Origin of the sequence: Azospirillum sp. TSO22-1 (assembly GCF_003116015.1) — a bacterium.
GTDB lineage: Bacteria > Pseudomonadota > Alphaproteobacteria > Azospirillales > Azospirillaceae > Azospirillum.
In genome coordinates, this window is record NZ_LGQZ01000076.1 from 47,914 (window position 1) to 62,611 (window position 14,698).

10 protein-coding genes are annotated in these 14,698 nt (G+C 71.6%); 9 read left to right on the forward strand and 1 reads right to left on the reverse strand.

Annotation, left to right across the window (positions count from 1 at the left end; all coding sequences use genetic code 11):
- The first annotated feature begins 54 nt into the window (after positions 1-54).
- From TSO221_RS19730 to TSO221_RS19765, 8 genes are all read left to right on the forward strand, one after another.
- A complete protein-coding gene (locus tag TSO221_RS19730) occupies positions 55-2,319 on the forward strand; it encodes a polysaccharide biosynthesis tyrosine autokinase (protein WP_211099134.1) in 2,265 nt (754 codons plus the stop codon).
- Between the two features lie 66 nt (positions 2,320-2,385).
- On the forward strand, positions 2,386-3,828 hold the full coding sequence (locus TSO221_RS19735; RefSeq protein ID WP_109120227.1) for a flippase: 1,443 nt from the start codon (positions 2,386-2,388) through the stop codon (positions 3,826-3,828).
- Between the two features lie 277 nt (positions 3,829-4,105).
- Positions 4,106-5,461: a nucleotide sugar dehydrogenase gene (locus TSO221_RS19740; protein ID WP_109120228.1), complete on the forward strand. Its 1,356-nt coding sequence runs from the start codon at positions 4,106-4,108 to the stop codon at positions 5,459-5,461.
- A 7-nt stretch (positions 5,462-5,468) separates the two neighbouring features.
- A complete protein-coding gene (locus TSO221_RS19745; RefSeq protein WP_109120229.1) occupies positions 5,469-6,461 on the forward strand; it encodes an NAD-dependent epimerase/dehydratase family protein in 993 nt (330 codons plus the stop codon).
- Between the two features lie 145 nt (positions 6,462-6,606).
- Complete coding sequence (locus TSO221_RS19750) at positions 6,607-7,560, forward strand: GDP-L-fucose synthase (protein ID WP_109120284.1); 954 nt, start codon at positions 6,607-6,609, stop codon at positions 7,558-7,560.
- A 4-nt stretch (positions 7,561-7,564) separates the two neighbouring features.
- A complete protein-coding gene (locus TSO221_RS19755; RefSeq protein ID WP_109120230.1) occupies positions 7,565-8,833 on the forward strand; it encodes a glycosyltransferase family 4 protein in 1,269 nt (422 codons plus the stop codon).
- Entirely contained in the window at positions 8,830-10,032 is a 1,203-nt protein-coding gene (locus TSO221_RS19760) for a glycosyltransferase family 4 protein (RefSeq protein ID WP_109120231.1), read from the forward strand. Before TSO221_RS19755 ends, TSO221_RS19760 begins: the two co-directional genes overlap by 4 nt.
- Before the next feature lie 5 nt (positions 10,033-10,037).
- Positions 10,038-11,207: a glycosyltransferase family 4 protein gene (locus TSO221_RS19765; RefSeq protein ID WP_109120285.1), complete on the forward strand. Its 1,170-nt coding sequence runs from the start codon at positions 10,038-10,040 to the stop codon at positions 11,205-11,207.
- 3 nt (positions 11,208-11,210) lie between these two features.
- On the opposite strand, the gene TSO221_RS19770 is transcribed toward TSO221_RS19765, so the two are convergent.
- On the reverse strand, positions 11,211-13,109 hold the full coding sequence (locus tag TSO221_RS19770; protein WP_158284144.1) for a right-handed parallel beta-helix repeat-containing protein: 1,899 nt from the start codon (positions 13,107-13,109) through the stop codon (positions 11,211-11,213).
- Between the two features lie 213 nt (positions 13,110-13,322).
- Here TSO221_RS19770 and TSO221_RS19775 point away from each other — a divergent pair, with 213 nt between their 5' ends.
- Positions 13,323-14,690, forward strand: a complete 1,368-nt coding sequence (locus tag TSO221_RS19775; protein ID WP_109120233.1) for a hypothetical protein — start codon at positions 13,323-13,325, stop codon at positions 14,688-14,690.
- Positions 14,691-14,698 lie beyond the last annotated feature (8 nt).

A 14,698-nucleotide genomic window follows, 5' to 3' on the forward strand; every position in this document is an offset into this window, starting at 1 on the left:
GCCCCCAGGACTATGCCGCCCCGGCGGCCTCGGAGGGATGTGGGAGGACCGGCTTTGGCGACGCAGGAGATACAGGAATACCCCGCACGGCGGCCGGGCGGACACGTCAGCTTCAACATCTCCGACGCGGCGGTGAACGCGGTGCGCCGCACCGCCGGCATGCTGTGGCGGCACAAGCTGCTGATCGGCGTCACCATGCTGCTGGGCACCGGCGCCGCCGTGGGGATCGCGTTCCAGCTCACCCCGCTCTACACCGCCGAGACGCTGGTGATGCTGGAGCACCGCAAGACCTCCGTGACGAAGTTCGAGGAGGTGCTCGGCGGCCTCGGCGCCGACATGAGCGTGATGCAGAGCGAGGTGGCGGTGCTGAAGTCCCCCACCTTCGCCGAGAAGATCGTCGACCGGCTGAACCTGGTGAACGATCCGGAGTTCAACGCCGACCTGCGGCCGCCGCCCAACCCGCTGCTCGTCTACCTCAACCCGCGCAACTGGATCCCGGATTCGTGGCGGGACACGCTCCAGGGCAACCGCCCGGTGTTCGAGCTGACCGAGGAGGAGAAGGCGAAGAACCGCAGGACCTCGGTGGTCAACGCGGTGCTCGACAACCTGAACGTCCGGCCGCAGGGGCGGTCCTACGTGCTCTCCGTCACCTTCGACAGCGAGGACCCGCGCAAGGCGTCGACCGTCGTCAACACCATCGCCCAGATGTATCTGGTCGATCAGCTGGACGAGAAGTTCAAGGCCACCAAGCGAGCCACCCAGTGGCTGGAGGAGCGCATCGCCGAGGTCCGCAAGGAGGCCCGCGAGGCCGGCGACGCGGCGGAGGCGTTCCGCGCCCGCACCGGCCTGACCGCGTCCGGCGAGGCGCGCACCATCAGCACCCAGCAGCTGGCCGAGCTGAACACCAACTACGTCCTCGCCCGCACCCAGCGCGAGGCGGCGGAGGCCAAGCAGCGCGAGGTCACCAACCTGACGCGCAACCAGCGCAGCGTCGGCACCATCGGCGACGTGCTGGGCAACGGCCTGATCCAGTCGCTGCGCCGGCAGGAGGTCGAGCTGCAGCGCCAGATGGCCGACGCCAACCAGCGCTACGGCGGCAAGCACCCGGCGATCCAGACCCTGCAGAGCCAGCTGCGCGACCTGCAGGGCCAGATGCGCATGGAGGTCGACAAGATCGTCCAGGGCCTCAACAACGAGGTCGAGCTGGCGCGCGGCCGCGAAAAGTCGCTGAAGGCCAGCCTGGACGAGCTGCAGGGCAAGGTGGACGAGCAGCAGAAGTCCACCGTCACGCTCCGCACGCTGGAGCGCGACGCCGAAACCTCGCAGACCATGTACGAGACGCTGCTGACCCGCTTCCAGGAGGTCACCTCGCAGAACGACATCCAGCAGCCGGACGCCCGCGTCGTCTCGCAGGCGGCCATCCCGCTGCTGCCCAGCCAGCCCAACAAGAAGCTGATCGTCATCCTGGCGCTGATCGCGTCGGGCGCGGTCGGCGTGCTGCTGGCCATGCTGGTCGAGTACTTCGAGCGCGGCTTCCGCAGCCCGCACCAGTTCGAGCTGGCGACCGGCGTGCGCGGCCTTGGGATCGTGCCGATGATCGGCCGCTGGGGCCGGCTGCGCGGCAGCCCGGCCGAGTACGTCATCGACCGGCCGCTGTCCTCCTACACCGAGGCGCTGCAGAGCCTGCGCACCACGCTGCTGCTGGCCAACCCGGACGGGCGGCAGCGGGTGCTGCTGTTCACCTCCTCGGTGCCGGACGAGGGCAAGAGCTCGGTCGCCGGCGGCTTCGCGCGGATCTGCGCCAACGCCGGGCAGCGGGTGGTGATCGTCGACTGCGACCTGCGCCGCAAGGGCCTGCACCGCATGCTCGGCCTGGAGAACCGCAGCGGCCTCTACGAGGTGCTGTCCGGTCAGGCGGCGGTGCAGGACGTGCTGCAGACCGACCCGCGCACCGGGCTGCACGTCATCTCCGCCGGCCACGGCTCGGCGCTGCCGCAGGACATGCTGGGCTCGGCCCGCATGCACCAGCTGATCTCGCGCCTCGCCCTGGAGTACGACCGGGTGATCCTCGACTCGCCGCCGGTGCTGGCGGTGTCGGAGAGCAAGCTGCTGGCCGCGCTGGCCGACCAGACGGTGTTCATCGTCCGCTGGGGCAAGACCAAGCGCGAAACCGCCATGGCCGGCCTGAAGGAGCTGGTGGAGGCCGGCGCCGACGTGGTCGGCGTGCTGTTCAGCCAGGTCGATACCCGCCGCCACGCCCAGTACGAGTTCCCGGACAGCGGCCGGTACCACGGGTATCGCCGGTACTACGTGAACTGACGTTCGAAGCCCTCCCCCAGCCCCGCTGGGGGAGGGAAATTCGTCTCAACCACCGACAGGACCCGCATGTCCGCCGGACGGCTCATCTTCCTGAACATCCGGGCGCTGGCGATCGCCAAGGTGCTCACCATGGCCTTCGGTCTGGTCGCCACCGCGTGGACGGCGCGCCACCTCGGCCCGGAGCATTACGGCTTCATCGGCTTCGGCACCGCGTTCATCGCCTACGCCGCGCTGTTCGTGAATCTCGGCCTGTCCACCTACGCGGTGCGCGAGATCGCCCGCGACCGCAGCCAGGCGAAGCGGATCGTCGACCACGTGCTGACCATCCGCGTGCTGCTCGCCGTCCTGGTCGGCGGGCTGTACGCGCTGATCGTCCACGCGCTGGACAAGCCGACGCTGGTCAAGGCGGTGCTGTGGGTGCAGATCGTCCAGCTGTTCGGGCAGGCGCTGATCATCGACTTCTACTACCAGGGCACCGAGCGCATGGGCGTCATCGCCGGGCGCGAGGCCGGCAACGCCGTCGTCACCATGATCGCCACGCTGGCGCTGGTGCGCGGGCCGGAGGACGTGGTGATCGCCGCCGGCATCACCGCGCTGTCGGTGCTGTTCAACGCGCTCCTGGTCGTGGTCCGCTACACCCGCGAGTTCGGCGCGCCGCGCCCGCGCTTCGACTTCGGCGCGTGGCGCGTCATGCTGAGCGCGGCGGCGCCGATGGCGGTCAGCGTCTTCGCCTGGGCGATCTTCTCGCACCTCGACACGGTGATGCTCGGCTTCATGGCCGACAAGACGCAGGTCGGCTGGTACTCGGCCTCGTTCAAGGTGCTGATGCTGGCCTCCACCGCCGGCCACATCGTGATGAACAGCTTCCTGCCGCAGCTCGCCTCGGCCTATGGCGACCATGAACGGATGCGCGTGCGCATGCACGACTACGCCACCACCATGCTGGTGGTCGGCGCGCTGGCCTCGGCGACCGGGCTGACGCTGGCGCCGGAGATCCTGATGCTGTTCTTCGGCGAGGCCTACGCCCCGGCGGTCAACGCGCTGCGCCTGCTGATGGCGGCGCTGGGCGTCATCTACCTGAACATGGTGCTGGGCAACCCGCTGCTGGTCTGGCACCGGCAGACCGGCTACATGGCGGTGATCCTGACCGGCGGCGCGGTCAACGCGGCGCTCAATCTCTGGGCCATCCCGCGCTGGGGGATGGAGGGCTCCGCCGCCGCCACGCTGGCGTCGGAGCTGGTGTGCACCGCCGGCATGGCGTGGCTGCACCGGCGCGCGGTCGGGCAGCTCTACCTGGGAATCGCGGCGCGGGCGGCGGCCTGCGCGCTGCTGGCGGTGGCCAGCTGGGTGCTGATCGGGCACCTGCTGCCGCAGGCGGTGCCGCGCCACCCGCTGGCGGTGCTGGCGGTGGGCGGAACCTGCATGGCGATGGTCTACGCGGCGGTGGTGCCGCTCGCCGGGCTGGTCGCGGTGTCGCGCCTGCGCCGGCTGGTCGGAGCCTCCGCATGAGGGTGATCCCAACCGGATAGGCAAGCCCGCGGACGGATGATGCCCGGCCGCGCCGCTTTGACCGCAAGTATATTTTCAGAATTCCTCTTGCAACACCGTCGATCATCCACCCAATGAGCTGCACAATCCAACTGTCTTCTCTTTCGGCACCTTCTAATTCATTGGAATAGTGGGAACAATCCTCTACTAAAAGCTGTTCGCAGCTGAGGCACTACGAGGCGACGCATGGGCAACGCCTTTCTGAGTATGGCGTCAATTTAGGCAGGGCCACGGACGAATGCTTCCCAACTCCTTTCCCGACCGCAATGTCTGCGTGCTGGGTCTCGGCTATGTCGGCATGACGCTGGCGGTGGCGATGGCCGACGCGGGTTTCCAGGTGCACGGCGTGGAGATCCGCGGCGACATCCTGGACAAGCTGGCCCATGGCCTGCCCCACTTCCACGAGCCGGGCCTCGCCGAACGGCTGCGCCACGTGCTGGGCCGCGGCCGCTTCAGCTTCGGCCGGACGCCGGAGTGCGAGCACCGGCACAGCGTCTACATCATCACGGTCGGCACCCCGCTGGACCGGATGGGCCGCGTGCGCACCGACATGATCGAGGCGGCGACCCGGCAGGTGGCCGAATGCCTGAACGACGGCGACATGGTCATCCTGCGCTCCACGGTGAAGCTCGGCACCACGCGCGGCGTCGTGAAGCCGATCCTCGACGCGTCGGGCAAGCGCTTCGACATCGCCTTCTGCCCGGAGCGCACGCTGGAAGGCCAGGCGCTGGTCGAGCTGGAGCAGCTGCCGCAGATCATCGGCGCCGAGAGCATGGACGTGGCGGCGCGCGCCTCGCAGATCTTCGGCTTCCTGACGCCGACCACGGTCAAGGTCTCGACGCCGGAGACGGCGGAGCTGATCAAGCTGGTGGACAACACCTACCGCGACGTCACCTTCGCCTTCTCCAACGAGATCGCCCGGCTGTGCAACAGCCTGGAGATCAGCGCGGCGGAGGTGGTGCGGGCCGGCAAGCTGGGCTACCCGCGCACCAACCTGCCGCTGCCCGGCCCGGTCGGCGGCCCGTGCCTGGAGAAGGACCCGCACATCCTGATCGAGGGCGCCCGCGAGCACGGCGTCGAGCTGGAGATCACCGCCGCCGGCCGCCACGTCAACGAGGCCCAGCCGCATGAGGTCGCGGGCTTCCTGCACAGCCTCGCCAACTCCATGCAGGGCTTCCCCAGGGAGCCGACGATCAGCCTGATGGGCCTCGCCTTCAAGGGCCGGCCGGAGACGGACGACCTGCGCGGCACCATGGCGAAGCCGGTGTTCGACGAGCTGCGCGCCCGCTTCCCGGCCGCGCGCTGGCGCGGCTTCGACGCGGTGGTGGCGCCGGAGCAGATCCGCGCCTTCGGCCTGGAGCCGGCGGCGAGCATGGACGGCGCCGTGCGCGGCGCCAACCTGGCGGTGATCCTCAACAACCACCCGGTCTTCACCAGCATGCCGCTGCCCGATCTGGCGAGCCGCATGGACCGGCCGGGCTTCATCTACGACTTCTGGAACAACTTCAACAGCCGCGAGGTCGATCTCCCCGAGGGCACCGCGTACATCGCGCTGGGCGGCCACGGGGCGGTGCGCTTCGCGCACGCGGGGTGAGGGGGCGATGACGCACTATCTCGTCACCGGCGGCAGCGGCTTCATCGGCGCCGCGCTGGTCCGCCGCCTGCTGAACGACGGGCACCGCGTCCGCGTGCTCGACGACAACTCGCGCGGCCACATGGGCCGGCTCGCCGGCATCGCCGACAGCGTCGAGTTCATCGGCGGCGACATCCGCGACGCCGACACCGTGCGCACCGCGGTGCGCGGCACCGACGCGGTGCTGCACCTCGCCGCCGTCAACGGCACCCGGCACTTCTACGAGAAGCCGGAGGTGGTGCTGGACGTCGGCGTGCGCGGCATGCTGAACGTGCTGGACGCCTGCCGGGCCGGGGGCGTGGGCACCCTCGTCCTCGCCTCGTCGTCGGAGGCGTACCAGACGCCGCCGGTGGTGCCGACGCCGGAGGACGTGCCGCTGGTGGTGCCGGACGTGCTGAACCCCCGCTATTCCTACGGCGGGTCGAAGCTGATCTCCGAGCTGCTGGCGGTGAACTGGGGACGCACCGGCTTCGACCGCGTCGCCATCTTCCGCCCGCACAACGTCTACGGCCCCGACATGGGGTGGGAGCACGTGGTGCCGGAGTTCGTGCGCCGCGCCGTCGCCGCCATGGCCCTCAGTCCGCCGCGCGGCCCGGTGGCCTTCCCGATCCAGGGCGACGGCACGCAGACGCGCGCCTTCGTGCACATCGACGACGCGGTGGACGGCATCGTCACGGTGATCGACAAAGGCGAGCACCTCGGCGTCTACCACGTCGGCAATCCGGAGGAGGTCAGCGTCGGCGACCTCGCCCGCCGGGTGGTGGCCTGCTTCGGCCGCGAGGCGGAGGTCATCGCCGGCCCGCCCGCCCCCGGCGGCACCGGCCGCCGCTGCCCGGACATCGGCCGCCTGGAGCGTCTCGGCTACCGCCCGCGCGTCCCGCTGGCGGAGGGCTTGCCGGGCGTCGTCGACTGGTACGCCCAGCGCATCGCCGGCGACGCGCCGCTGCGGGCGGCGGAGTAGTGAGCGAGCATTGCCCCCACCCCATCCCTCCCCCGCTTCGCAGGGGAGGGGGTCTGACGCTCTCCCCTCCCTTGCGAAGCGGGGGAGGGGTCGGGGGTGGGGGCAAGCGACGGCGAGGAAGGATTCAGGAAACCACACCATGACCATGCATCAGGACAGCCGCATCTTCGTCGCCGGGCACCGCGGGCTGGTGGGATCGGCGATCCTCCGGCAGCTCGCCGCGGAGGGCCACGCCAACCTCGTGACGCGCACCCGCGCCGAGCTGGACCTGACCGACCAGGCCGCCGTGCGCGCCTTCTTCGACCGCGAGAAGATCGAGCACGTCTTCCTCGCCGCCGCGCGGGTCGGCGGCATCCTCGCCAACGAGCGGCAGGGGGCGGACTTCATCCGCGACAACCTGCTGATCCAGACCAACGTCATCGACGCGGCGTGGCGGGCGGGGGTGGGCAAGCTGCTGTTCCTCGGTTCGTCCTGCATCTACCCGCGCCTCGCCGAGCAGCCGATGCGCGAGGACGCGCTGCTGACCGGCGCGCTGGAGCCCAGCAACAAGCCCTACGCCGTCGCCAAGATCGCCGGCATCACCATGTGCCAGGCCTACCGCAAGCAGCACGGCTTCAACGCCATCTGCGGGCAGCCGGCCAACCTCTACGGCCCCGGCGACCATTTCGAGCCGGAGTCCTCGCACGTGCTGCCCGGCCTGATCCGCCGCTTCCACGACGCCAAGGTGGCGGGGGCGCCCAGCGTCACGCTGTGGGGCACCGGCACGCCGCGGCGCGAGTTCCTGTACGTGGACGACATGGCCGACGCCTGCATCCACCTGATGCGGCATTATGACGAGGGCGAGCTGATCAATCTCGGCACCGGCGAGGACATCGCCATCCGCGACCTGGCCGAGCTGGTGCGCGAGACCGTCGGCTACGCCGGCCGCATCGAGCAGGACCTGACCAAGCCCGACGGCCACCCGCGCAAGGTGGTGGACGTGACCCGGCTGACCGCCATCGGATGGCGCGCCCGGATGCCGCTGGACGAGGGCATCCGGCGCACCTACGCGTGGTTCCTGGGGAACGGCGCCGCCCCCTACGCCGCGGCGGCGGAGTGAGGCGATGCCCGACACCGCCCTGCGCGCCCCGGCGGCGACCCGCCCGACGCTCGACCAGGTCGCCGTGCCGCCGGCGGTGCTGCTGGTCGCCATGAGCTATTGGCCGGAGCCGGCCGGCAGCGCGCCGATGATGACCGACCTCGCCACCTCGTTCGCGGCGGCGGGGGCGGCGACGACCGTCCTGACCGCGCGCCCCAACTACCCGGGCCAGCAGGTCTATCCCGAGTACGCGGACGGCCGCCGCGACGGCGAGGTGGCCGACGGCGTGCGCATCGAACGCTTCCTGACCATCCCGCCGAAGGGCGGCGGCCTGCGTGCCCGCTTCCTGCACGAGGGCGTGCTGCATTCCGGCTTCATGACGGCGCGGGCCGGCGGGCGGGTGCCGGCGCACCGGGCGGTGCTGTCGCTGTGCCCGTCGATCTTCAGCGTCGCCGTCGCCGACCGCTGCACGGCGCCCGGCGGCCGGCACGTCGCCGTCGTGCACGACATCCAGAGCGGGCTGGCCGGCGCGCTCGGCCTCGGCGGCGGGCTGGCGGTGAGGGCGCTGCGGGCGGTCGAGCGGCTGGCGCTGAACCGCGCCGACGCCGTGGTGGTGCTGTCCGAGCCGATGCGCGCGGTGCTGCGCGACCTCGGCGTCACCGTGCCGGTCCACGTCATCCCGCCCTACGTCGACACCGACCGCATCCATCCCCTGCCCCGCCTGCCCGACCGGCCGCCGACCGTGCTGTACAGCGGCGCCTTCGCCCGCAAGCAGGGGCTGGAGGTGGTGCTGGACATGGCGGTCATCCTGCACGCCCGCATGCCCGGGGCGCGCGTCGTGCTGCGCGGCCAGGGCGGCATCGAGGCGGAGCTGCGCGAACGGGCCGGGCGCATGGCGCTGCCCAACCTGTCGTTCGAGCCGTTGACCCCCGGCCACCGGCTGAACGAGGGGCTGGCCGAGGGCGACGTGCACCTCGTGCCGCAACGCCCGGAGGGGGCGGCCTTCGCCATGCCCGGGAAGGCGGTGACCATCATGGCCGCCGGCCGGCCGTTCGTCTGCACCTGCGAGGCGGGCTCGGCGCTGGAGCGGCTGGGCGCCGAGGTCGGCGCCTTCCGCTGCGTGCCGCCGGGCGACGCCGGGGCGATGGCGGAGGCGGTGGCGCAGCTGCTCGACAACCCGGCGGTGTGCGCCGCCATGGGCCGCCGCGGCCGCGCCTGGGCGGAGGAGAACGCGTCGCGCCCGGTGACGCTGGCGCGCTACGCGCGGCTGCTGATGGGGGAGGAGGGGCGATGAGCGGCGTCCGCAAACCCGCCCTGGTCTTCTCCTGGGAGATGTTCGGCCCCTACCACATGGACCGGCTGGAGGCGGTCGGCCGGCGCCTCGGCGACCGGTTCGACGTGGTCGGGCTGGAGATCGGCTCGAAGAGCCACACCTACGCCTGGGACTCCACCGGGCAGGGCCGGCACTTCCGCAAGATCACCCTGTTCCCCGGCCGCTCCAAGGACCAGGTGGCGTGGCCCGTAATCTACGCCGCGCTGGCGCGCGCATGCCTCGGGCTTCGTCCGCATGCGGCCTTCCTGTGCAACTACGAGGACCCGGACGTCTTCGCGCTGGCGGTGACGCTGCGCGCCATGGGCCGCCGCCTCGTCGCCATGCAGGCGTCGAAGTTCGACGACAAGCCGCGCTTCCTGACGCGCGAGCTGGGCAAGGCGCTGTTCTACGCGCCCTATCAGGCCGGCCTCGCCGGCAGCGAGCGCACGCGCGACTACCTGCGCCTGCTGGGCATCCCGGGGGAGCGGATCTTCCTCGGCTACGACACGCTGTCGCTGGACCGCATCCGCGCGTTGGCCGGCACGCCGCCCGCCCCGGACGGTACGCCGTGGACCGGGCGGCACTTCACCATCATCGCCCGCTTCGTGCCGAAGAAGAACCTGCTGCGCGCCGTCGAGGCCTACGCGCTCTACCGCGACCTCGCCGGCGCCGGTGCCCGGCCGCTGCACCTCTGCGGCTCCGGCCCGCTGGAGGCGGAGCTGCGCGCCGCGGTCGAGCGGCACGGGCTGGCCGGACACGTGATCTTCCGCGGCTTCCTTCAGGAGAAGGGCATCGCCGAAACGCTGGGCACCACGCTGGCGCTGCTGCTGCCCTCCACCGAGGAGCAGTTCGGGCTGGTGGTCAACGAGGCGCTGGCCATGGGCCTGCCGGTGGTGCTGTCCGACGTCTGCGGGGCGCGCGACCTGCTGGTGCGCCAGGGCGTCAACGGCCACGTGGTCGAGCCCGACAACCCGGAGGGCCTCGCCCGCGCCATGCTGGCGCTGTCCGGCGACGAGGCGGAGTGGCAGCGCATGAGCCTCGCCGGCCGCGCCTTCCAGCCGGTCGCCGACGCCGGCCATTTCGCCGAGGCGGTGGAGAAGGCGCTGGCCAGCCTGAACGCCCTGCCGGAATCCGCCCCGCTGCCGACAAGCCTGCCCGCCGCGCGCCGGAGCGAGGGATGAGCCGCATGCCGACCCGCCGCGCGCCCGCATCCCCCTGGATCATCGTCGCCGGCCGCCTGCCGCCGCCCATCGACGGCATGGCCCGCGTCACCACCCTGGTGCTGGAGCGGCTGCGCCGGCACGGCACTGTGCGCGCCGCCAACCTGTCGCCCGGCCACAACGGGCGGGGGCCGCTGTACCACGCGGTGAAGGCCAGCCGGGTGCTGTGGGCGGCCTTGCAGCTGTGGGCCGGCGCCATGCGCGCCGACAAGCGGCTGTACATGCCGGCCGACGCCGGGCTGGGCTGCTGGTACACGATCTTCCTGCTGGGGGTGGCGCGGCTGCTCGGCTACGCGCTGTTCGTGCATCACCACTCCTACGCGTACCTGACGAAGCGCAAGGCGCGCATGGCGCTGCTGACCCGCGTCGCCGGGCCGCGCTGCCGGCACATCCTGCTGTCGCCGGCCATGCAGGCGCGGTTCCAGGCGCTGTACCCGGCGGCACGGCAGGGGGTGGTGCTGTCCAACGCCATCTTCACGCCGCCGGACGAGGCCCCCGCCCCGCTGCGCCGCAGCCACGGCGCGCTGCGCCTGGGGCACCTGTCCAACCTGTGCATGGACAAGGGGCTGGACACGCTGTTCTCGCTGCTGCGCGCCCTGCTGGACGAGGGCGTCCCGGCCAAGCTGGTGCTCGCCGGGCCGGGCCTCGGCCGCATGGACGAGGCGCTGATCGCCGCCGGCCTCTACGAGTTCGGCGACGCGGTGGAGTACCTCGGCCCCCTCGACGGCGAGGCCAAGGAGGCGTTCTACCGCGGCATCGACGTCTTCGTCTTCCCGACCCGCTACCGCAACGAGGCGCAGCCGCTGGTGCTGTTCGAGGCGCTGGCGGCCGGCGTGCCGGCGCTGGCCTTTGCGCGCGGCTGCATCGCCGGCGACCTCGGCCCCGGTCCCGCCGGGCGCGTGGTGCCGGTGGACGAGGACTTCGTGCGGGCGGTGCTGCCGACGCTGCGCACCTGGGCCGCCGACCGCGAGGCGCTGCACCGCTCCGCCCAGGCCGCGCTGGCCCGCGCCCAAGCCGCGCACGAGCAGAGCCGCGAGGGCCTGGAGCGCCTGGTGGCGATGCTGATCGGCCCGGTGCCGCAGCCCGAACCCGCGCGCCGCGAGCGCGAGGCCGCCCCCGCGCCGCGGTCGCTGTAGGGTCTACCGCCCCGGATACCCCGCCGGCCCGATGCGCGACCAGGGCAGGTCCTCGATGCCCAGCTCGCGCGCCTGCCCGTCGGGGCGCAGGCGGAAATCGTCGTTGGCCGGATCGACGAAGTACGGGTTGGCCAGCCGCGGGCCCTGCTGCGAGCGCGCGGTCGCCGGGGGGCGCGGCGCCGCACCGCTGCCGGGGCGGTCGATGACGTTGGCGTTGAGCACCGGCTGCCCGCCGGTGTGGCTCTCGACGATGTCCTTCACCGGGGCGCGCAGGTGGATGACGTTCTGCGTGATCGCGTTGTCCTTCAGGAAGCCGGCGACGCCGGCCTTCGGCACCCATTCCAGGCGCAGGAACCTGTCGTTCGGCCGGGTCAGCACAGCGATGTTGTTCTCCACCCGGTTGTTGTCGCCGCCGTGGATGAAGACCGACGCCCAGCCGGTGTCCATCAGGAAGTTGCCCTCCACCAGCACGCCGTTGGTCAGGTCGTCCAGGTAGATGCCGAAGCCCTTGTAGCGTTCCAGCCAGCGCCCGGCGGCGTCGGTGGCCAGCCCGCCGGTCTCGCGGATGTCGTTGTAGCGGATGATGGTGCGGGTGTCGGTGTCGCTGCGCCCCAGCGTCTCGATGGCGCCGGCGTCGGCGGTCTCGCGCCCGGTGTCGCGGATGCGGTTGTACTCGATCACCGTGCCGGTGTTGACCGTCTCCGGGTTCCAGTTCTTCAGCGAGATGCCGTAGCGCGCCGAGCGGCGGATGTCGTTGTGGCCGACCACGGTGTCGGTCACGCCGGACAGGGACACCCCGGCGCTGAACAGCGCCACCTCCCCCACCCCGTCGATGGTGTTGGCGACGATGCGGTTACCGGCGCTGCCCGGCTTCACCTCCACGCCGCTGCGGCCCAGGTGCTCCATCCGGTTGCCGCGCACCTCGTTATCGGAACTGCCGTTCAGCTCCAGTGCCTTGCCGACGTTGGCGAAGCGGTTGCCGACGATGCGGTGCCGGCCGCCGCCGTCGATCAGCACCGCCGGCCCGCTGTAAGGCACGTCCTCGAACGCCAATCCCTCCAGCGTGACCGCGGAGGTGCCGGCCAGCCGCAGCAGCGGCGCCAGCCGCGCCACCAGCACCGCCGGCTCGCGCCCGAACGCCCCGGCGTCGGGCGGCAGCAGCAGCAGGCGCTTGTCCCTGGCCCGCCAGGCGAACTGCCCGGGGAACTTCAGGAAGTCCGGATGGCCGAGCAGGCGGAAGGTGGCGCCGTCGCGCAGCGGGTACCAGGCATCGGCGTCCAGCGTCAGCGTGTGGCTCGCCGCGTCGATCTGCCGGATGCCGGCGATGTCGTCGGCCAGCCGCTCGCGGTCCAGCGTCTGCACCCGCACGCCGGGCTGCGCCCATTTCGGGTCGACCGCGCCGGGGGTGAAGCGGAAGCGCCGCTTGTCGCCGCCGCCCTTCACCGCGGTCGCCACCGCCCAGCCCGAGCGGATCGGGTCGTCCGGCGTGTAGTCGCCGCTGCGCGCCGCCTGCAGGCGCGTGCCGGCCAGCGTCACGTCGAGGCCCGGCTCGCGGCCGAGCGGTGCCGCGAACACGCCGCCGGCCTCCGGCTTGAAGCCCTCCACCCGCTCGGCACCGGAGAACACCGGCGTTTCGCCGGGTGCGGCGGCGATGCGCAGCCCTTCGTCCTCGGCGGCGAGGGTCAGCGTCTGCTCCATCCGGTAATGGCCGCCGCGCACGACGATGGACTTCACGCCGGCCTTGCGCGCTGCCTCCACCGCGCGCTTCAGCGTGGCGAAGGGGCTGTCGGCGTGGCCGCTCCCGCCGTCGCCGCCGGTGGGGGCGACGTAAAAGGCGCCGTCCGCCGCCCACGCCGGAAGCGCCCAGAGCACCGCGAGCATCACCGCAAGCCGCCGGATCATCATCCCTCCACCCGAGTCCCCCGCGAAAACTGAAGTCCCGGCGGCGCCGCGTCCAAGGCCCAAAGGTGGTGCCACCGACACGCGCCCAAGACGCGCAAGCGGTGCACGTCCGCCTGGGGCAAGCCCGATGCGCCCCGTCGCGAACGGACCCCGCCGCCGGAGCGGCTGTTTCACCGGTCGGACGACGCGCAGCGGATGGGGCGGGACCGACCGATGATCGAAACGGCGCTGATCGCACAGGCCGCGGTGTTCGCGCTGGTCGTGGCGGTCTTCCTGATGAGCGGGTCGGCGTCCATGTTCCACCCGCTCACCTACTACCTGATCTTCCATGGCCTGGTGTTCGTCGCCCGGCCGGTGCTGGTGCACCTCTACGGCTTCGACAACGTCTGGCTCTTCATGGGCTTCTGGCCGAACGACCAGCAGTTCATCCTCACGCTGACGGTCAGCACGGTGGCGATGGTCGCCTTCGCCATCGCCTGCGGCGTCGCCGGCAACGTCCGCCCGGACCTGAAGGCGCAGCCGAAGCTGGAGTTCGATCGCGCCGAGCTGGTCGCCTACGGCCTGACGCTGGCGCTGCTGGCGCCGCTGGCGATCTACTCCGCGGTGATGCGGCAGGACGGCGCCAGCTTCGACTTCACCGGCGACGTGCAGATGGAGCGCGACCCCGTCACCGGCCAGCCGATCTACGTCAACACCACCGGCTACATCGCCGAGGCGCACGCCATCGGCCTGCCGCTGACGCTGGGGCTGGTCTTCATCAGCCGCTTCAACCCGCTGTCCTTCATCCCGTTCCTCGGCTTCGTGCTGTACCGCGCGTACCTCGGCTGGGGTCGCTGGGCGATCATCATGGGGGTGATCTCGCTGGTGCTGCTGCTGCTCTACCGCTCGAAGCACAGGTGGTTCGCGTGGTGGCAGGTGCTCGCCGGGTTGCCGGTGCTGTACCTGTTCCACCTGCTGGGCTCCAACCGCGGCTGGACGCGCGCGGCGCTGAGCGGCGAGGCGCCGCCGCTGCTGGACGAGCCGGGGCGCAGCTTCATCGACAGCCTCGCCAACCAGGACCTCGCCAACTTCGACTTCCTCAGCTTCATCCTGTGGGTGGTGCCGGGGCAGTCGGGCACCCACACGTGGTTCACCCAGTACCTGCAGCTGTTCACCGAGCCGATCCCGCGCATCTTCTGGCCGGGCAAGCCGGTCGGCGCACCGGTCAAGTGGGTGGAGCTGAACGACTTCGGCAACTTCTCCAACCTCACCGCCTCGCTGGCCGGCGACGGCTGGATGAGCGGCGGCTGGATCGGCATGATCCTGACGATGGTGGTGGTCGGCCTCGTGCTGGGGCGGGTGCACCGCTGGTTCTGGACGAAGGGCTGCCGCACCCCGCAGGGCGTGCTGTTCTTCTGCACCTTCGTGCCGCTGTCGCTGCAATGGTACCGCGACGGCGGCATCACGATCTTCAAGTTCGGCTTCTTCGCCCTGCTGCCGATCCTGCTGTGGGTGGTGCTGAGCCGGTTCATGCGTGCCTGGGCCGCCTTCGGCGCGCGCGAGCAGAACCCCGGCCCGCTGATCACCCGCGCGCCCCGCTGAGGACCGTC